At 44.6% G+C, this 19,974-nt stretch carries 20 protein-coding genes and 2 tRNA genes; 10 read left to right on the forward strand and 12 right to left on the reverse strand.

Annotated features, from left to right (window positions below; genetic code table 11):
• The 3 genes from L1D11_RS09265 to L1D11_RS09275 all read left to right on the forward strand — a co-directional run.
• The coding region (locus L1D11_RS09265) for a transposase domain-containing protein (protein ID WP_239833600.1) at nt 1–213 on the forward strand (213 nt) is incomplete at its 5' end.
• Nucleotides 182–964, forward strand: a complete 783-nt coding sequence (locus tag L1D11_RS09270; protein ID WP_239834856.1) for a Crp/Fnr family transcriptional regulator — start codon at nt 182–184, stop codon at nt 962–964. The genes L1D11_RS09265 and L1D11_RS09270, both read left to right, overlap by 32 nt.
• A gap of 151 nt (nt 965–1,115) precedes the next feature.
• Nucleotides 1,116–1,274: a hypothetical protein gene (locus L1D11_RS09275; RefSeq protein WP_239833823.1), complete on the forward strand. Its 159-nt coding sequence runs from the start codon at nt 1,116–1,118 to the stop codon at nt 1,272–1,274.
• A 113-nt stretch (nt 1,275–1,387) separates the two neighbouring features.
• Here L1D11_RS09275 and L1D11_RS09280 read toward each other — a convergent pair whose 3' ends face one another.
• Entirely contained in the window at nt 1,388–2,044 is a 657-nt protein-coding gene (locus L1D11_RS09280; RefSeq protein ID WP_239833824.1) for a DUF2057 family protein, read from the reverse strand.
• A 494-nt stretch (nt 2,045–2,538) separates the two neighbouring features.
• Entirely contained in the window at nt 2,539–4,101 is a 1,563-nt protein-coding gene (locus L1D11_RS09285) for an arylsulfatase (protein WP_239833825.1), read from the reverse strand.
• Nucleotides 4,102–4,756: 655 nt separating this feature from the next.
• On the opposite strand from L1D11_RS09285, the gene L1D11_RS09290 reads away from it, so the two are divergent.
• Nucleotides 4,757–4,843: transfer RNA gene (locus L1D11_RS09290), tRNA-Leu, on the forward strand.
• Nucleotides 4,844–4,909: 66 nt separating this feature from the next.
• A tRNA-Cys gene (locus L1D11_RS09295) sits at nt 4,910–4,983 on the forward strand.
• A gap of 222 nt (nt 4,984–5,205) precedes the next feature.
• On the opposite strand, the gene L1D11_RS09300 is transcribed toward L1D11_RS09295, so the two are convergent.
• On the reverse strand, nt 5,206–6,249 hold the full coding sequence (locus L1D11_RS09300) for an endonuclease/exonuclease/phosphatase family protein (RefSeq protein ID WP_239833826.1): 1,044 nt from the start codon (nt 6,247–6,249) through the stop codon (nt 5,206–5,208).
• A 324-nt stretch (nt 6,250–6,573) separates the two neighbouring features.
• On the opposite strand from L1D11_RS09300, the gene L1D11_RS09305 reads away from it, so the two are divergent.
• The 5 genes from L1D11_RS09305 (at nt 6,574) to L1D11_RS09325 (ending at nt 12,905) form a co-directional block, all read left to right on the forward strand.
• A complete protein-coding gene (locus L1D11_RS09305; RefSeq protein WP_239833827.1) occupies nt 6,574–8,469 on the forward strand; it encodes an extracellular solute-binding protein in 1,896 nt (631 codons plus the stop codon).
• 12 nt (nt 8,470–8,481) lie between these two features.
• Complete coding sequence (locus tag L1D11_RS09310; RefSeq protein WP_239833828.1) at nt 8,482–9,570, forward strand: microcin C ABC transporter permease YejB; 1,089 nt, start codon at nt 8,482–8,484, stop codon at nt 9,568–9,570.
• Nucleotides 9,571–9,600: 30 nt separating this feature from the next.
• Nucleotides 9,601–10,623 (forward strand): ABC transporter permease, encoded by a 1,023-nt coding sequence (locus tag L1D11_RS09315; RefSeq protein WP_048608646.1) that lies wholly within the window; start codon nt 9,601–9,603, stop codon nt 10,621–10,623.
• Between the two features lie 9 nt (nt 10,624–10,632).
• Nucleotides 10,633–12,252, forward strand: a complete 1,620-nt coding sequence (yejF, locus tag L1D11_RS09320; RefSeq protein ID WP_239833829.1) for a microcin C ABC transporter ATP-binding protein YejF — start codon at nt 10,633–10,635, stop codon at nt 12,250–12,252.
• Between the two features lie 131 nt (nt 12,253–12,383).
• Nucleotides 12,384–12,905, forward strand: a complete 522-nt coding sequence (locus L1D11_RS09325) for an RNA-binding S4 domain-containing protein (protein WP_239833830.1) — start codon at nt 12,384–12,386, stop codon at nt 12,903–12,905.
• Between the two features lie 103 nt (nt 12,906–13,008).
• Here L1D11_RS09325 and L1D11_RS09330 read toward each other — a convergent pair whose 3' ends face one another.
• The 9 genes from L1D11_RS09330 to L1D11_RS09370 are packed head-to-tail and all read right to left on the reverse strand — an operon-like array spanning nt 13,009 to nt 19,905.
• A complete protein-coding gene (locus tag L1D11_RS09330; protein ID WP_239833831.1) occupies nt 13,009–13,452 on the reverse strand; it encodes a F0F1 ATP synthase subunit epsilon in 444 nt (147 codons plus the stop codon).
• A gap of 14 nt (nt 13,453–13,466) precedes the next feature.
• Nucleotides 13,467–14,852 (reverse strand): F0F1 ATP synthase subunit beta, encoded by a 1,386-nt coding sequence (gene atpD, locus L1D11_RS09335; RefSeq protein WP_239833832.1) that lies wholly within the window; start codon nt 14,850–14,852, stop codon nt 13,467–13,469.
• Between the two features lie 43 nt (nt 14,853–14,895).
• A complete protein-coding gene (gene atpG / locus L1D11_RS09340) occupies nt 14,896–15,765 on the reverse strand; it encodes a F0F1 ATP synthase subunit gamma (protein WP_239833833.1) in 870 nt (289 codons plus the stop codon).
• A 46-nt stretch (nt 15,766–15,811) separates the two neighbouring features.
• The gene (gene atpA / locus L1D11_RS09345; protein WP_239833834.1) at nt 15,812–17,353 is read right to left on the reverse strand and encodes a F0F1 ATP synthase subunit alpha; all 1,542 of its coding nucleotides are present in this window, start codon (nt 17,351–17,353) and stop codon (nt 15,812–15,814) included.
• 8 nt (nt 17,354–17,361) lie between these two features.
• On the reverse strand, nt 17,362–17,913 hold the full coding sequence (locus L1D11_RS09350; RefSeq protein ID WP_239833835.1) for a F0F1 ATP synthase subunit delta: 552 nt from the start codon (nt 17,911–17,913) through the stop codon (nt 17,362–17,364).
• Nucleotides 17,914–17,924: 11 nt separating this feature from the next.
• Entirely contained in the window at nt 17,925–18,395 is a 471-nt protein-coding gene (locus L1D11_RS09355) for a F0F1 ATP synthase subunit B (RefSeq protein WP_239833836.1), read from the reverse strand.
• 54 nt (nt 18,396–18,449) lie between these two features.
• Nucleotides 18,450–18,686, reverse strand: coding sequence for a F0F1 ATP synthase subunit C (atpE, locus tag L1D11_RS09360; RefSeq protein WP_004730405.1), 237 nt, complete (start codon nt 18,684–18,686; stop codon nt 18,450–18,452).
• Nucleotides 18,687–18,731: 45 nt separating this feature from the next.
• Nucleotides 18,732–19,502 (reverse strand): F0F1 ATP synthase subunit A, encoded by a 771-nt coding sequence (gene atpB, locus L1D11_RS09365; RefSeq protein ID WP_239834775.1) that lies wholly within the window; start codon nt 19,500–19,502, stop codon nt 18,732–18,734.
• A 1-nt stretch (nt 19,503) separates the two neighbouring features.
• Nucleotides 19,504–19,905, reverse strand: coding sequence for a hypothetical protein (locus L1D11_RS09370; RefSeq protein ID WP_004741168.1), 402 nt, complete (start codon nt 19,903–19,905; stop codon nt 19,504–19,506).
• Between the last annotated feature and the right edge of the window lie 69 nt (nt 19,906–19,974).

Raw genomic sequence — 19,974 nt, forward strand, 5'->3', positions numbered from 1 at the left:
CGCGCCATTAAACCGCTGGTCATTGGAAGAAAAAATTGGCTCTTCTCAAATACACCAAATGGTGCTGATGCGAGCGCGATGCTTTACAGCATCGTCGAGACAGCGAAAGCCAACGGCCTTATCCTCTACGACTACATAGTCAAGTGCATGAAAGAGCTCGCGAAAGCTGAGCCTGATATCGATGCGCTCCTACCTTGGAACTTCAAACATTAACAACACCGCCCCGTGGGTTCATGGGGCGCATACGTTAGATCCAACCATTGGTAAACAAATACAGTGGCCATGTGATTTGCCACAAGATCTCATCGATAGCTTGTTTGAGATTGCCGTATTTAAAACCGGCATTAATAGCTTGGAAATTACACAAAAATTTCAAAACCTACCTGGCGTTTTCTATATTTTTAGCGGCTCTGCTGGAATTTGTTTTTCTACTCAAAACATGAAGAGCTTATCAGGAGGAGTGATCGGTAAAGGTGATTGGATGGGGGCCTTGTCGATTCATGCTGAATACAATCTTTTTGCGGTTGCTGAAGAAGTGGAACCGATCACCATGGTACTTTTCCCATCCGAAAAGGTATTAGAGTTGGCTGAAGAGCAGTGCATGGTATTTAAGTGGCTGCTGCATTGTGGCACTAAAGCACAATCGATTTGGATGCAGGCTTACCTTTCCTCTATCCATGAAAAAGAACAAAAAACGATTTATGTACTTTTAGAACTCGCTGCACGTCAAAATAATATAGCGGGAGCTACAGTGAGTGTTAACGTGTCACAAACTCAGTTGAGTACGATTACTGGGATTTCTCGCTCACGCTTGAATGAAGTGCTGAAAGGAATAGAACAGGACGGCTTGGTCAAGATTCAAAGGGGTAAAGTCTTTATTTCAGATGTTCAAGGTCTTTACGAACGTATTTCGCCAATGAATCTAATGATGCGAGACCCTGTTGCGGAGATAAAATCCGAGTAGTGTATGCATTACGCTAAATGATTGAAAAAAACACCTACAACTTTATAGGTAAACTGCAGGCTTGTGTTCTTTTGGGAACATACATAAGGTCTTTGGATAGATAACTTCTACCTGATATTTATAAATTTAATTTTGAGTAAATGGTGTTGTTATGAAAATGGCCGTGTTGGAATACAAAGTGTGCGGGATAGGTGAGTGGGTAAAAACGAGAATATCAAGCCGCTGTGCATACTTACTTGCTGCTGAATACGAACTGATGGGATGGCCAATCAAAATCGACGGAGAAGTGTTTTCTGCTGAGAATGCATAGTGCAAACGTGCACCAATAGGGCGAATGTGGAAAGTTAGTTTCCCTGAAGTTTGATACAAAAAAGCTGGCGATTGAATGCCAGCTTTTTTATTAAGACGATCAACAAATAGAATTTACTTGTTCACAAACTCTTTGAATTTTTGCTTGGTTTCAGCGTCGGCTTTTTCAAACCAGAAGTACAGCATTTCTTCGGCCGCGTTAGACGAGTTGCCATCAATTTTTGCTGGTAGTATTACTGGCTGAACAACTGCAGCGGCTGTAGCACCTGTCGTTAATGCGGCAATACCACCTGTACGGTTGTATTCTTTCGCTTCTTGAGGGTATTTACGGCCAATCTGCATGCCATCTTTGGTTAATTTGTCTTGCTTAACACTGATTGCATTTTGGTTCTCATCAACCAATTTCCAATCTAGGTTCTGAAAGCCTTTTCTCGCTTCATTGGCGTTGCGGAACTTAGGCATGTCGAACGTTACTGTTGTGTCTGTCGCATCAAAAGTAGCAATAATTGCGTCACTATCGACAAACTCACGGTCGTTACCTTGACTAAAAGCGAGCTGATATTGGAAAACGATTTGGTTTACACCGTCTGGTATGGTGATCGTTTTGCTTGAAGAGAAAAAACCACCCTCAAGATCAGGTTTAGCCTCATTAACCGCTAAGACTTCAACTAGAGCATCTGCGCTAGAAGGAACTTCAATTTTTACATCAGCTAACACTTGTGGTGCTGCGATAATTGTGGAAAGCAGCGCAATGGATTGTAATGTTTTCATAATCATACAGTTGTTATGGTTAGTTAAATTACAATCGCACGGTAAGAACTCCAATTCAAGTCGTGTCATAAGGATTTGAAAAAATTTGCGAAATCTTAACGCAACGGTCATATATCAAGGCTCATATTGACTAGGGTATGTTTACCTTTCGCGGTTAAATTTTGTTCGGATGGGGCGCCCAGATCGAACCTTTCGGGCAGCGTTTGCTGGCAATTTTACTACGTTATCGGCTTCTCATGTAGGCTAGCTACACATCGACGCCTCTGCCTTGTATAAATACCCAGCAACTCGCTGCAAAAATCAGCTCGAAAGATCAACACGCCCTAGTGTGAGTGCTTATTCTTGAAAAATGAGGGGATAGCTTCGGTATGAATTGCACTAGTTGACGGTTCCCACCTATACGTTCTTTGTATGGGAGACTAAAAAGCCGAGATAACGTTTGAGCTATCACGGCTTTGTTTGGCTTTACTAGGAGGGTGAGTGTTAACTAGTCATTATTTAGCTTGCGCTGCTGCCGCTTCTAGTTGCTTAAGTTTACCTTGAAGCATGTAAGCATTCTGGTTGAAGTTACCAGGGTTCAACACTTGGCTTTGCTGCATAGGGTAGTCAGGTAGCGTGTTCATGAACTCTTGTACTTTGCCGCCTACTGGTACGAATAGCCACATGTTGTCTGCCATCCAACGTAGGTACATGCCAGATTCGTGTGGTGCTTTTTCGAATGGGTCAGCACGTAGGTGAACTACTTGAGGCCAGTTTGGTTGGAAACGCACCGCATCAACGATGTTACCATCCATAACAGCGAATGAGATCTTGAAGTCATTCCAACGTACTGCGTTTAGCTCAGCGTTAGCAGAGAAGTAAAGCATGCTGTCACGAGGACCTTTCTCTTCTTTACCTTCGAAGAAAGGTAGGAAGTTGTAACCATCTAGGTGTACACGCCAGTTTTTACCGTTGTAAGTAGCACCTTTATCAGAAGCAAGCTTCTCAACCACTTTATCATCACCAGCTGCTGCTAGTAGAGTCGGAATCCAGTCTTGGTGACTCATGATGTCGTTGATCTTAGTTCCCGGCTTGATTGTACCAGGCCAGCGAACTAGCTGAGGAACACGCATACCACCTTCGTAAGTTGTACCTTTCTCACCGTGGAAGTAAGTTGCACCACCATCAGGCCAAGATACTGTCTCTGCACCGTTATCGGTAGAGTAGATTACGATCGTGTTGTCTGCGATTTTAAGCTCATCAAGCTTGTCTAGAAGGATACCGACTTGGTCATCGTGCTCTAACATACCGTCAGCGTAGATGCTGATACCAGATTTACCTTGGTATTTTTCTTGTAGACGAGTCCACACGTGCATACGTGTTGTGTTGTGCCAGATAAAGAATGGTTTGTCAGCTTTCACTGCTTTTTCCATAAACGCCAAAGATTCTTCTAGGAACTCTTCATCCGCGTGCTCCATACGCTTACGCGTCATAGGGCCTGTATCTTCAATCTTACCGTCAGCAGTAGACTTGATTACACCACGAGGGCCGAAGTTCTTACGGAACTCAGGGTCTTTAGGGTAGTAGTATGTCTCTGGCTCTTCTTCTGCATTCAGGTGGTATAGGTTACCGAAGAACTGGTCAAAACCGTGGTTCGTTGGAAGGTGTTTATCTTGGTCACCCATGTGGTTCTTACCGAACTGAGCAGTCATGTAGCCCTGTTCTTTAAGAAGGTCAGCGATGGTTGGAGCCCAATCTGGGATACCGTGATCAGAGCCTGGCATACCAATGGTAAGTAGGCCTGTACGGAAAGGTTCTTGACCTGTTAGGAATGCAGCACGACCAGCTGTACACGATTGTTGACCGTAGTGGTCAGTAAATAGTGCGCCTTCGTTAGCAATACGGTCGATGTTAGGTGTTTCGTAACCCATCATACCGTTGTTATATGCACTGATGTTGAATACACCAATGTCATCACCCCAGATAGCAAGAATATTTGGTTTTTCTGCTGCTGTCGCTGCTGAAGAAGCTGCTAATAAGCCAACACCTAATGCTAGTTTATTAATTTTAGTACCCATAAGGACTCCGATTCACTTTTAAGATTAATGCATTAGAACAACACATCGATGGACAAATGTTATTCCCAAAACCGTGTTCCGTCTTTTTATAGTGTTTATAACCAATCGTTATGGGGGGAGGCTTAGCTTGTTGATTATTGGGGTGAAGTCGAAATCGAAAATAGCTACGGAGAGATTAAGCATGACATGCTTTAAGATGAGATTCTCCTCATTAGCCAGTCAGTGGAGGGTGTTGAGAAAGAAATATGTTGAGAAAGAAATATGAGGCATTCTGATTGACTATAATCTAGTACGTCTTGATATTAGTCGGATAGCAAAAGAAGCCAATGTGTCACCACTTAGAATCAGTTTTACGATAGCAGTTCGTGACATTCAAGATGAACTAATGTGGTGTGCCATCGCCCACCCCCCAGATTTTAATGAATAATTTTAAGTCGTTTTCGAGGGCGCGTATGGGATTTTGTGTGTGCAGTTTACGAAACCTGTAGTATTTTCAATATTTAAAGTTCAATAATTAACCAATTGAATTAAAAGATAAAATTTATTGTTGACGAATTTTATTCTTCCGTTAAAGTACGCCTTGTTCTCACGACTTAGGTCGCAGAGAGATGGTATCTTACTCTTCAGTAATCAGCATCGCAATAATGAATTGCGTGCCCTGGTGGTGGAATTGGTAGACACAAGGGATTTAAAATCCCTCGGCGTTCGCGCTGTGCCGGTTCAAGTCCGGCCCGGGGCACCATCAATTTAGCTTCTATTTTTGAGTAGAGTGATGAACAAAGATTTGTTCTCTTAAATCACTATCTAAGGCGCCTTGGCAGAGTGGCTATGCAGCGGATTGCAAATCCGTGGACCTCGGTTCGACTCCGGGAGGCGCCTCCATAATTTAAAGTTGAAAGGCTAGCAGAGATGCTGGCCTTTTTTCTATCTAAATTTTCACTTCCTCGCGTTTACCTCCAAAGACCGATGTTTGCTCTTTATTTAGAAGTCCCGCGAGGAAGATAGTCCTTATTTGATGAATTAAAGTCGAGAGCCGCAGTTTTTGACTGCGGCTTTTTTCATGTTCAACGCAGATAAATTTCAATTGAAACTGTCGCTGAATATTTAGGCCTCGCGGATATGCGCGGTGACGGAAACGACAGCATGATCGGTACTGAATTGGTCGTGTTCGAAGTTTGGGTTAATCAGATGATGATCGAGTACGGTGTAGTTTGATATCTCCATCAAACTCGAAGAGTTCTGGCAGTCAAACTCGTTCGACATCAATATGTAGTCCAAGACAGAGCCTGATGCGCCGTAATAGTGTGTCGGTTTACGTTGTTCAAGTAAGTCTTCTTCGTGTAACTGGTGGTAAAGATCCCAACTGTCTCTCAATCTAAAGTGAGAAAGCCAATGTTGGCTGGTTTCATCTCGATTTAACGAATAGCTCAACAACCCTTTGAATTCATCGTTAAATAGGGGCTTGTTAAAGTCGCCCATCAACACTAAAGGTTGGTCGGTTAGGTAGCGTTGATTGGTAATGTATTGGTGTAGCAATTGAGCTTCTAGGCCGCGCTGAACACTCGATAGCCACGACCCTAGTTGTTCCTGATGAAATTTAATCAGTGTGTCACTCTGAGGTTTTTGCTCTGCTGAACTGTCATTGGGTTCTACCGTTTCAACTTTGGGCTCTGTTGGGCGTTGCGACTTAAAGTGCACAACATAACAATCGGTTGAGCCTAAGTGAGGTAATGTAATGGTTGCGTGAACAGGTGTTCGGTTGAATGAAAAATTGTTACCAAGGTTAAAGGCGGCAAGTAAGCTCGAATCAGGTGTGACAGGCTGAACTTTTTCAATCGGGTAACGGGAGGCAATACCCACAACAGGGGAGGTGTATAGGTAGTCGTCTTCAACGTGTGCGCTATCGACGACGGCAAAGTAGGGGTAACCGAGCTCATTCATAAGCTGCTCTAAAGATTCTGGGCTGAAGATCTCTTGGAAGCCGATCACATCGCAATCTGTTGCACGAATCGCTCCCGTAATCCAATGTTGTTTCTTCTGCCATTCGTCGAAGCTGTAGATGTTCTCAAAATCATAATAAGCGTTCGGTGGCTCAAGGTAGTTCAAAAGGTTGAACGTTGAGAAGGTTACTTGGTTTGGTATGTTCAAGGTTGAATCCTATTGAAATCACTCCTTTAAGGATATCTAAAATATGCAGATATTGTTCGGATTTAGTTAGTTATTTTCATTTAATAGTGCAGTAACCCTACACAATCACGTGCTAGCCAAAGGTACAGCCATGGTGCTAGCGCGTGACATTTCTTAGAACAGTCACGAGTAATTTGTAAATAAACCGCAAGAGATAGAGTGCTGATGGTTTTATTAGTTATTACATGATGTTAGATTTGATTCTATACTTGTTTTAACGGCTTGCATTCAAAGCCGACAAATCAAGCTGAATATAGAATTCATGACATTTGAAGGGAGAGTCAAATGGGAACAGATCTTCGACGCAAGGCCTCGCAGCGCACTCAGTTTTTCAGGTTAAATTTAACTTCATGTGCAGTCATGCTGCCGCTAATTGCTCTATATCCCTCCGTTACACACGCTTCTGATACCGAATCAACTCCTGCTGCCACCGTAATTGAAACCACTCAACTGGTTGGTTTTGGTGAAGCAAAATATCCAGCCGATTTCACTCACTTCGATTACGTTAACCCTGATGCGCCAAAGCAGGGCAAGGTGACCTATGGCAGCATTGGTACCTACGATAGCTTTAATCGATTCGGTTCTCGCGGCGTTGCTGCAAGTTACACGGGTGAGATTTACGATACCTTGATGTTTTCTCCGAGCGACGAGATTGATGCGTATTATCCGTTGATCGCCTCTAAGGTTCGCTATGCCAGTGATTTCACTTGGATGGAAGTCGATATCAATCCAAAAGCTAAGTTTAATGATGGCGAGCCTATTACGGCTCATGATGTGGCATTCACCTTTAATAAGTTTTCAACCGAGGGTGTGCCTCAATACCGTGTGTATTACAAAGAAATTAAGTCAGTCACCGCGGTTTCTGATTTGGTGGTTCGTATTGAAATGGAGAAGCCAAACCGCGAGAAGTTGTTTAGCTTTGCCCAAAGCACTCGCGTACTGCCAGAGCATTATTGGAAAGACAAGAAGCTGTCTGAACCTTTAAGTGAACCGCCTGTAGGCAGCGGCCCTTATAAGATCATCAGCTACAAATCTGGTCAAAGCGTGACTTACGGTTTAGATGAAAATTACTGGGCAGCCGACCTGCCTGTTAACGTCGGTCGTAATAACTTCAAAGAAGTACAATACGATTACTACCGTGACGACACAGTAATGCTAGAAGCCTTCAAAGCAGGGGAGTTCGATCTTCGAACCGAAAACTCAGCTAAGTTCTGGGCCAACTCATACACGGGCGCGAACTTCGATAAAGGCTATATCATTAAAGAAGAGATCAATCATGAGAAGCCAGAAACGACTCAAGGTTTTGTCTTCAACATTCAATCTCCTGTGTTCTCAGATCCAAAGGTTCGTGAAGCGTTAACCTACGCGATGGACTTTGAGTGGATGAATAAGAACATGTTTTATGGACAGTACAAGCGTACTCGTAGTTATTTCCAAAACACTGACTATGAAGCGAAAGGCTTGCCAAGTGAAGCTGAAGTAGCGTTACTGTCTCAATACAAAGACCAAATTCCACCACGAGTCTTTACCGAAGAATTCCAACCACCTGTCACGGATGGTAGCGGCCGTATTCGTAGCCAAATGCGCACAGCTTTCAAATTATTAAAGGAAGCGGGTTGGGTGCTGAAAGACAAAGTAATGACCAACGAAAAGACTGGCAAGCCGTTGTCATTTGAGTTGTTGATTTACAGCCCAACCACGGAGCGTATTGCAACACCGGTTCAAAAGAATCTTAAGCGTATGGGTATCGAGATGAAGATCCGTACCATCGATACGACTCAGTACATCAAGCGCTTACGCGATCGTGATTTCGACATGGTGTCTTCGTCATTTTCTGCAAACCCTTATCCTAGCCCGAACTTAATGATTGTTTGGAACTCTAACTACATTGATTCTACTTACAATACTGCAGGAGTGATGGATCCAGTGGTTGACGCGTTAACAGAACAAATCGCACGTAACCAACAGGACCCAGAAAAGCTCCTTACGTTAGGTCGTTCTCTTGACCGTGTATTGCAGTGGAACTTCTACAATATCCCGCAATGGCACGTAGGCGAATACCGCGTAGCGATGTGGGACAAGTTTGAGCGTCCAGATGTATTACCTAAATACGATTTAGGTATCGATACATGGTGGATTTCAGAAGAGAAGGCGGCATTGCTTCCTGAAAAACGTCGCTAGGAGTTAGTTAGCATGGCCGCGTATATATTTCGGCGTTTACTATTGGTGATCCCCACGCTGTGGGCGATCATCACCATCAACTTTTTCATCATTCAGATTGCGCCAGGTGGCCCGGTAGAACAAGCCGTTGCTCAATTAGAAGGGCACAACTCCGGTATAATGGAGCGTTTTTCTGGTGGTGGACAAGAAGTTGATTTAAGCGAAAGTGATCAAGCTTCTGCCAGCGGTTATAAAGGCTCACGTGGGCTTGATCCTGAAGTGGTTGAAGAGATCAAAAAGCAGTTTGGTTTTGATAAGCCGATTCACGTTCGCTACTTTGATATGTTGAAAAATTACGCGACCTTTAACTTTGGTGAAAGCCTGTTTAAGGGCGGTAACGTGATTGATCTCATCATCGAGCGGCTGCCTGTCTCCATTTCTTTGGGGTTATGGAGTACCTTAATCATCTACGTGATTTCGATTCCCTTAGGCATTATGAAGGCGATACATCACGGCTCTCGTTTTGATATTTGGTCGAGCGCGGTGGTGATAGTCGGCTACGCAGTGCCGGGCTTCCTGTTTGCGATTATCCTGATTATTTTGTTTGCGAGTGGTAACTACTTCAGTTGGTTCCCATTGCGTGGGCTCGTGTCGAGTAACTTCGACCAGCTTAACTGGCATCAGCAAATTGGCGACTACTTCTGGCACTTAGCGTTACCTATTTTTGCTATGGTCATCGGTGGCTTTGCAACACTGAGCATGTTGACCAAAAACTCCTTCCTTGATGAAATCAATAAGCAATATGTGGTGACCGCGCGAGCGAAAGGTTTGGACGAGAGCAGCATTCTCTATAAGCACGTCTTCCGTAACGCGATGTTGATCATTATTGCGGGTTTCCCAAGCGCATTTATTAGTATTTTCTTCACAGGCTCTATGTTGATCGAAGTGATGTTTTCACTGGAAGGTATCGGTTTGCTTGGCTTTGAGTCCACGATTCAACGTGATTACCCAGTGGTGTTCAGCTCTCTCTATATCATGACCTTGCTTGGCTTGGTGCTGAGCATTATCTCCGACCTAACTTATACCTGGGTTGATCCTCGAATTGATTTTGAAGCGCGTTAATGGCGAACGAATAAAAGGTATTGATAGAAGATGTTTAACAACCCTTTAGCAGAAGCTCGTTGGTTACGTTTTAAAGCAAACAAGCGTGGTTTTATCTCTCTTTGGATATTCACCATCTTGTTTGGGTTGAGCCTGTTCGCCGAGATCATTGCCAACGATAAACCACTCTTGGTGTCTTATGACAATCAGTGGTTTGTGCCTGTTATCAATGAATACGCAGAGACGGAATTTGGTGGCGAGTTTGAAACTGAAGCCGACTACAAAGACCCGTATGTTATTGAACTCATTGAAGACAGCGGTTACATCGTGTGGCCAATCATTCCATTTAGCTACGACACGATAAACTTCGATATTTCAGGAGCTGTGCCGTCGGAGCCTGATTCGGTGAACTGGTTAGGAACCGATGATAAAGGGCGAGATGTATTGGCTCGTATCATTTATGGGTTCCGAATCTCCGTTCTATTTGGTTTTATTTTGACGATCGTGTCGAGCGTGATAGGCGTGGTGGTTGGAGCAACACAAGGTTACTACGGCGGTTGGGTTGATTTATTTGGACAACGCTTCATTGAAGTTTGGTCTGGTATGCCGACATTGTTCTTGTTGATCATTCTCTCGAGCTTTATTGAGCCGAATTTCTGGTGGTTGCTGGGGATTATGGTGCTGTTCAGTTGGATGAGCTTAGTCGGTATCGTGCGAGCAGAGTTCTTACGCTGTCGTAACTTCGACTATGTACGTGCAGCGCAAGCGATGGGCGTTGATGACAAACGCATTATGCTTCGTCACATGCTACCCAACGCGATGGTCGCATCGTTAACCATGATGCCGTTCATTCTTTCTGGGTCGGTGACTACATTAACCTCATTAGATTTCTTGGGTTTTGGTCTTCCTGCAGGTTCACCTTCATTGGGCGAGCTGTTGGCGCAAGGTAAAGCTAACTTGCAAGCGCCTTGGCTTGGTATCTCTGCTTTCGTCGTACTTTCACTGATGCTTACGTTGCTTGTCTTCGTTGGTGAAGCGGTACGCGATGCCTTCGACCCACATCAACAGAAGTAAGGATAGGTTATGACTTCAAATACAGCTCCTGCTTCTCCAGTTCTAACCATCGACAAATTGTCCGTAGGTTTTGGACGTAAAGATTCGATAGAACAAGTGACTCACGATGTCTCATTGGAGATATACAAAGGCGAAACACTGGCGTTGGTGGGTGAGAGTGGTTCAGGTAAATCGGTTACGGCTAATTCCGTGTTAAAACTGTTGCCTAAAGGCTCATCGCACTACTTAAGCGGTAAGATTGATTTCTCTGGCACCGATATTTTGAGTTGTTCTGAAAGGCAACTTCGCGGAATTCGTGGCGGGCGTATTGGCATGATCTTCCAAGAGCCGATGGTGTCATTGAACCCGCTTCATCGAATCGGTAAACAGTTGGTTGAAACGCTCGCTATTCATCGAGGTATGCGAACCAATAAAGCGCAAGCCTTGGCGATTGAATGGCTTTCAAAGGTAGGTATTCGCTATCCAGAGCAAAAGATTTCAGCGTACCCACATGAGTTGTCAGGCGGAGAGCGCCAACGCGTGATGATCGCAATGGCTCTCATTAATGAACCAGAGTTGCTTATTGCTGATGAACCGACAACCGCATTGGATGTGTCGGTACAGGCACAGATCCTTGATCTTTTAAAAGACCTGCAACAAGAACTCGGTATGGCGATGCTCTTTATCACTCACGACTTAAGCATCGTTCGTAAGATTGCCGACAGAGTCGCGGTAATGAAAGATGGTCGTTTGGTTGAAAGCAATGACTGCCAAACACTGTTTAATGCACCATCTCATCCTTATACCCAAAAGCTCATCAATTCCGACCCTAAAGGTTTGCCTGTTCCTGTGTCATCCGACAGCCAACCGCTACTCGACGTAAATCAACTTCGTGTTTGGTTCCCAATTACGGGCGGCTTATTTAAGCGCACGATTTCGCATGTAAAAGCCGTCACTGATATGGAGTTCACCCTTAAGAAAGGGCACTCAATTGGCTTAGTGGGTGAGAGTGGTTCTGGTAAGTCAACCACAGGTATGGCGATATTAAAGCTGGTGGAGAGTGAAGGTTCGATCACTTATGAAAGCGAGCAAATTCAAGGGCTAAACCGCCAGCAAATGCTGCCATTTCGAAGCCGTATGCAAGTTGTATTTCAAGATCCATTCTCAGCGTTGAACCCAAGAATGTCGGTGGCACTAGTAATTGGTGAAGGCTTACGCGTTCATCAGCAGCTTGATGAGAGCGAACTAGATCAACGTATCTGTGATGTGATGAAAGAGGTCGACCTTGACCCTGAAACACGCCACCGTTACCCAAATGAGTTTTCGGGCGGTCAAAGACAGCGCATTGCGATTGCGCGAGCACTGATTCTGAAGCCAGAGTTTATCTTACTCGATGAGCCGACCTCCTCATTAGACAGAACGGTGCAAGCTCAGGTATTAGACTTACTGAAGTCACTGCAAGAAAAGTACGGTCTGACCTATCTATTCATCAGTCATGATCTGAATGTCGTGAAATCACTGTGTCATTACACCATCGTAATGAAAGCCGGTGAGGTGATTGAGAAGGGGGATACAGAGACTTTGTTTGGTAATCCACAACATCAATATACCAAGCAGTTGGTGAGCCTCTCGAATGTGGGTGGAGTGTAATGTAAGTCGCCAATAGAGGCACTATTCTTTACAACAAGGGCGATCAGGTTGAATTCAACATGGTCATTTAGTGGTTTTACGATTACACTGCGCCCAATATTTCAGAAGTACATATTTAGGTAGAGGTCACCATGGACCAAGAACATTACGAAGACGCTGACTATGAAGGTTACGAGCACGGCGAAGAAGGCGAAGAGATTGAAATCGAGGCCATTGGTATAGATGTATCGTCTCAGCCAATTGAGCTTTACAAGGTGTTCAAGATCGCGAACCTAGTGAGTGGTGGTGGCGAGGCTAAGCACATCATCTCTGAAGGTTACGTTGCGGTAAACGGTGAGCTTGAAACACGTAAGCGTCGTAAAATGTACGATGGTGACTTCTTCGAATTCAACCAAGAATACTATGTAGTATGCTGTGATCAGCCAGTACAAGAAGTAGAAGATAAACCAAAGAAAAAAGAAGCGGCTAAGAAAGACCAGTCTAATAAGGATTTTAAGAAGAAAGAATCTAAGAAAAGTACCGCTGAAATGTTGAGTGCTAAAGCAGAACCAAAGAAAGAGAAAAAGAAAGAAAACAAAGAGAAAAAGAAAGCCGACGCGCCAAAGTCTCAACGTGATGAGAAAAGCGGCCGTAATTCGATTGAGTTCTTCTAAACTACAGCTCTAAACGTGTGCTTAGAGTTTGTCAGATACCAAAAGGCTCACTAGATAGTGAGCCTTTCTGTATTTAGAATCAACAAACATCTAGGCTCTATTCTTAGTGTCGAGTGCGAGAAGAAGTCAGTTCTGATGCTCGTAACTGAGCAATCGCTTTTGCTAGTTCAAGCTGAGCTTGCGCAAAGTTAACGTCTACGTTGCCCTTATTGATGTTTTCTAGAGCAGCGTGTTTAGCTTCTTCAGCGCGAGCACGGTCAATGTCTTTTGCGTGCAAAGCGGTATCGGCCAACACCGTCACTACATCGGGTTGAACTTCAATCATCCCACCAGACACATAAAGTACTTCATCTTCTGCTTTTGGATCGGTGACAAACACCGTCACGCCCGGTTTTATTTTGCTGAGAAGCGGGGAGTGACCGGGACGAATCCCGAGTTCACCATCTGCTCCAGAAACGGCTAGGGCATATGCCGGCCCTGAAAACAGCGTACCTTCCGCACTTACGATATTAAGTTGAAATGTATTGTCTGTAATTCCAATAGCCATGATGCACCTACCTGTTAGAGTGATTTCGCTTTTTCAAGCACTTCGTCGATAGAGCCACAGTACAAAAATGCTTGCTCTGGAATGTCGTCGTATTCACCATTTAATAGGCCTTTGAAGCCTCTTAGCGTTTCGCTTAGTGGTACAAACACACCTTTCTGACCGGTAAAGACTTCCGCTACGTGGTAAGGCTGAGTTAAGAAACGTTCAATCTTACGAGCACGAGATACGACCTGCTTATCTTCTGTAGAAAGCTCATCCATACCAAGAATCGCGATGATGTCTTTTAGCTCTTTGTAGCGTTGCAGCGTGGTTTGAACCGTTTGTGCAATGCCGTAGTGCTCTTGGCCTACGATCAGTGGGTCCAATTGACGTGACGTTGAATCTAGCGGGTCAATCGCAGGGTATAGACCCAGTGCCGCGATGTTACGAGACAGTACAACGGTCGCATCTAAGTGAGCAAAGGTTGTTGCTGGCGATGGGTCAGTCAAGTCATCCGCAGGTACGTATACCGCTTGGATAGAGGTGATAGAGCCTTGTTTTGTTGACGTGATACGCTCTTGAAGTACGCCCATCTCTTCCGCCAATGTTGGCTGGTAACCTACCGCTGAAGGCATACGGCCTAATAGCGCAGATACCTCTGTCCCTGCAAGCGTGTAACGGTAGATGTTATCGATGAACAACAGTACGTCGCGGCCTTCATCACGGAAGCGTTCAGCCATAGTTAGGCCAGTAAGCGCAACACGCAGACGGTTACCCGGTGGCTCGTTCATTTGGCCGTAAACCATGGCAACTTTGTCTAGTACGCCAGCTTCTTTCATCTCGTAGTAGAAGTCGTTACCTTCACGAGTACGTTCACCTACACCGGTAAACACAGACAAACCTGAGTGAGCTTTGGCGATGTTATTGATAAGCTCCATCATGTTGACGGTTTTACCGACACCCGCACCACCAAACAGACCAATTTTACCACCCTTAGCGAATGGACAGATAAGGTCGATAACCTTAACACCTGTCTCAAGCAATTCAGTACTGTTAGCTTGCTCTTCATAAGAGGGGGCTTCGCGGTGGATCTCGTAGTTCTCTTTTTGGCCGATTTCGCCACATTCATCGATAGGTTGACCAAGCACGTTCATGATACGGCCTAGTGTTTCTTCACCGACTGGAACCGTGATTGGAGAGCCTGTGTTTTCAACAATTAGGCCACGACGTAAGCCGTCTGATGTACCCATCGCAATACAGCGAACAATGTTGCCGCCAAGTTGCTGTTGAACTTCTAATACCAGCGAGCTTGCTTCGTCGCTAGTGACTTTCAATGCATCATAAACGCGTGGGCTGTTATTGCCGCTAAACTCGACGTCGACCACCGCGCCGATCACTTTTACTATTTTTCCAACACTCATGTGTAATTCCTCAAATTCTATTCTGACCCGCTCATTTTTGCCTTTAGACAGCTTGAGCACCTGAGACGATTTCACTCAGTTCTTGGGTAATGGCAGCTTGTCGTGCCTTGTTGTACACCAACTGCAAATCATCGATGAGCTGGCCTGCGTTGTCGGTAGCGGCTTTCATGGCGACCATTCGGGCAGCTTGCTCACAGGCAATGCTCTCAACGATGCCTTGATACACTTGAGATTCGATGTATCGGTGTAACAATTCAGAGAGTATGTCTTTTGGTGCTTGCTCATAGATGTAGTCCCAACGACGTTCTTTCTTGGCTTCACCGTCTGCCTCTGAGTCAGAAGGGTGGGGTAGAAGCTGTAAAGTCGTTGGAGCCTGAACCATGGTGTTAACGAACTGGTTGTAGACTAAGTACAAGCTGTCGATTTTGCCTTCGTCATAGTGACCAAGCATCGCGTTAACCGTACCTAAGATGTCTTCTAACTTTGGTGCGTCACTTAGGCCTGAGGTTTGTGCGATAACATTGCCGCCGCGTTGGAAAAATGAGATAGCTTTTGAACCAATTAAGGTGGTTTCTACCTCAACGCCTTTAGCACGCCATTGCTCCATTTCTTCCAGCACTTTCTTGAACAAGTTGGAGTTCAAGCCACCACATAAACCGCGGTCAGACGAAATAATGATGTAAGCCACGCGCTTGGGTTCACGCTGTTGAAGGTAAGGGTGCTGGTATTCCAGCGACCCTGATGCAACATGGGAGATAACTTTACGCATGTTTTCGGCATATGGTCGCGTCTGCGTCATGTTGTCTTGAACCTTACGCATCTTACTTGCCGCGACCATTTCCATTGCACTTGTGATTTTCTGGGTGTTACTAACACTGGCTATCTTGGTGCGAATTTCTTTAGTACTTGCCATAATCTGCTCCTATTTGTTTTTGTTTCCAGCTAACAAACCGGAGCACTTACCAAGCTTTCATCCCAACAAAACCTTCTAGAATCTCTTTAAGAGCGCTATCGATTTCGTCGTTGTAATCACCTGTCGTGTTAATCTTGTCGATCAGCGCTGGGTTTTGAGCTTTGGCGTACGCGATCAGCTCTTCTTCGAAGCGGGCTAGGTTGTTTAGCTCAACATCGACTAAGTAGCCTTTTTCAGCCGCGTAAATCACAGTAGCTTGCTCTGCAACCGACATAGGGGAGTACTGCTTTTGCTTCATCAGTTCAGTCACACGCTCACCATGGTCAAGTTGCTTACGCGTCATCTCATCTAGATCAGAAGAGAACTGAGCGAATGCCGCCAATTCACGGTATTGAGCCAGTGAAGTACGGATACCGCCAGATAGCTTCTTGATGATCTTGCACTGGGCAGCACCACCCACACGAGATACCGAGATGCCTGGGTCAACGGCTGGACGTAAGCCTGCGTTAAATAGCTGAGTCTGCAGGAAAACCTGACCATCGGTAATTGAGATTACGTTGGTTGGTACGAATGCCGATACGTCGCCTGCTTGAGTTTCAATGATAGGCAGCGCGGTTAATGAGCCTGTTTGGCCTTTTACTTCGCCGTTAGTGAACTTCTCTACATACTCTGCATTGACTCGTGCTGCGCGTTCTAGCAGGCGTGAGTGAAGGTAGAATACGTCGCCAGGGAAGGCTTCACGGCCCGGTGGGCGTTTAAGTAGCAATGAGATTTGACGGTAAGCGACCGCTTGTTTGGATAGGTCATCGTAGATGATCAGTGCATCTTCACCACGGTCACGGAAGTATTCACCCATGGTGCAACCCGCGTAGGGTGCTAGGTATTGCAGTGCTGCTGATTCTGATGCAGATGCGACAACCACGATGGTGTTTTTAAGTGCGTCGTGCTTTTCGAGCTTGCGAACCACGTTAGCGATGGTTGACGCTTTTTGACCAATCGCCACATACACACATTTAATGCCTGAATCTTTTTGGTTGATGATGGCATCGATTGCTAGTGCCGTTTTACCTGTCTGACGGTCACCGATGATCAGTTCACGTTGACCACGACCGATAGGCACCATGGTATCGACCGCTTTGTAGCCAGTCTGAATTGGCTGGTCTACAGACTTACGTTCAATTACACCTGGGGCAATCACTTCTACTGGGTCAAGACGGTCACAACTTACGGGACCTTTACCATCAATCGGCTCACCTAGAGTGTTTACTGCACGGCCCAGAAGCCCATTACCGACTGGTACTTCCAAGATACGCCCAGTGCCTTTTACTTTCATGCCTTCAGAAAGGTCAATGTAAGGACCCATTACCACCGCACCAACAGAGTGGGTGTCTAGGTTAAGTGCAAGTGCGTATTTGCCGCCAGGTAGTTCAATCATCTCGCCTTGCATCACATCTGCAAGACCGTTGATGGTGATGATGCCATCACGAACCGATACGATAGTGCCTTCGTTGCGAGCTTCAGTGCTCACGTTAAATTGCGAGATTCGTTCTCTAATTAGATCACTAATTTCATTTGAATTTAATTGCATTTTATTACCTATCTCGCGTGAAGTTGATTAGCTAATCGGCTTATTGATGTGTTCAATGAACCATCTATAACGGTTTCACCCGCCTTGATGACGATCCCACCGACCAGTGAGTCGTCAATCACCTGTTCTAATTCAACCTGACGCTCTAATTTCTTCTCAAGTGCAGCCGTTAATGAGGTAACTTGACCTGATGTAAGGCATTCTGAGCTGGTGACAGTGACAGGAATTACACGTTCATGTTCGTCCTTCAGCTCGCTGAACAAGCTAAACAAGTCTTTTACGACGGAAAGGCGACCATTCTCAGCCAACACTCGAATTAGGTTGATAACGTGTTCATCAACCAACCCTTGGCAAACGTGAATGATGAGATTGGCGAGCTGTTCAGTTTGTTGGGCGCTTGCCCCTTCTGCTGAGATAATCTGATCAGCGATCGCTTCTTCTTCCGTTATTGCCACAAGAATCGAAAGCATTGAGTGCCACTCTTGTAACTTGTTTTCACCCAAAGCAAAGTCAAATGAGGCTTTCGCGTAGGGATGAGCAATATTGGTGTAATCTGACATACTGCCTCCGCTTACAGTTCGCTAATGAGTTGATCAACTAACGCTCGGTTTGTTTCTGAATCTAGGTTTTTGTTGATCAGTTTCTGTGCACTTTGAATTACAGCGTCTGCCATGTCTGCCTGAAGTTCACGACGTAACTTTTGACGCTCACTTTCTAGTTCGGCTCTGCCTTGCTCTAGGATGCGCGCTTTTTCTTGCTCTGCTTCTTCGTGCGCTAATGTGATGATTTCGTTGCGGCGTTTTTTGCCTTGCTCAATCAGTTCGGTCACATTTTTTTTCGCATCTGCGACGAGTTGTGCGCCATTTGATTTTGCTAGTTCTAGCTCTTTCGCTGCATTCTCTGAGTGGCGTAAACCATCAGCGATTTCTTTTTGGCGCGCGTCTAACATCGCGGTGAGAGGGGGCCATACATATTTCATGCATAGCCAAACAAAAATCACGAATGAGATTGCTTGACCAAACATGCTGGCATTTAAATTCATACCTTCCTCACTAAATCTTGATTATTTACAAATCGATCTTTTCAAAGCTTTTAATTAAGCAACGGCAAAGATGATGTATAGACCGATACCAACACCGATCATCGGTACAGCATCAACAAGGCCCATCATGATGAAGAATTGAGTACGAAGCATTGGAGTAAGGTCTGGTTGACGAGCAACACCTTCAAGGTATTTACCTGCTAAGTTACCAATACCAGATGCTGCACCCGCTGCACCTAAACCGATCAGTAGTGCACCCGCTACATATAAAACTGCGCTTACGATATCCATTTGTATCTCCGATAAATAATGTGTTAGTTAGTTTTTAATTATTAATTAGTGGTGTTCTTCTGTTGCCATTGCTAAATAAACAACGGTCAGTACCATAAATATAAATGCTTGTAAGAATACGATTAATATGTGGAATAAGGCCCATGGAACACTTAGTGCCCATTGCATCCACCAAGGCATTAGTGCGATAAGGATGAATATCATCTCGCCTGCATACATGTTTCCGAATAATCGTAAGCCTAGTGATATTGGCTTTGAAATTAATGTTATTAATTCAAGAACTAAGTTAACAGGATATAAAAGAGGGTTATCAAATGGCTGAGTAGTGAGCTCTTTGATAAAGCCTTTCAAACCTTTATTTTTAAACGTATAAGTTAACAGTAGAATAAACACACCAAGTGCCATCGACATAGGGATGTTTACGTCCGCTGTCGGTAGGTCCCTAAAGTGTCCTAAACCCATTACACGAGTTAACCCCGGTATTAAATCTATAGGTAATAGGTCAACTGCATTCATTAACAACACCCAAACAAAAGTGGTTAATGCCAGTGGCCCTATTAATTTATCCTCCGCTTGAAAAATCTCTTTGATTAGGTTGTTAACGAAATCAAAGATAAGCTCGATAAAACATTGAAAACGACCCGGAACACCGCTAGTGCCGCGAGTTACCACATATCGAAACGCACCAATGAACAGTAAACCTGTAATCCAAGATATCAACATTGAGTCAATGTTGAACGCCCAGAAACCATCGCCTGTAGTTAAGAAGGTTAAGTGGTGCTCTATGTATTCGTGAGCGGTAGTTACTTGATCCATACTACACGTACTCCGATCTTGTAGAGGCAGTAATAAATGGTGTTAAGAAGTACCCAACCATCGTGAGAATATATGCGTACAATATTACTGGGTTATCCAATTTGAAAAACTGGAACGCCAAGATAAACATTAAGAACGTATAAGTTATTTTCACGACACGACTCATTTGCATTAAGTCACGTAAACTATAATTAGGGTTCTTGCGCACCTTTAGGCTTGCATATATAAAACCAAACAGCGGAGGCAACATCGCAATAACGATGCCCAAAGCTGATGATTCCATATCTACTTTATTACCAAAAAACACTTCATATAAAACTACACCGACGGCTAATACTATTTGGCAGAGAACAACTCTTTTAGCTGCAACAAGAATGTCACCACTTATTCCGTTAAGCCTCATAATAAAACCTTATATTTAACAGTGTAAGCTCATATAAAACACAGTATGAATATGTCTTGCTACTCGCAT

Origin of the sequence: Vibrio sp. Isolate32 (assembly GCF_022397955.1) — a bacterium.
Lineage (GTDB): Bacteria > Pseudomonadota > Gammaproteobacteria > Enterobacterales > Vibrionaceae > Vibrio.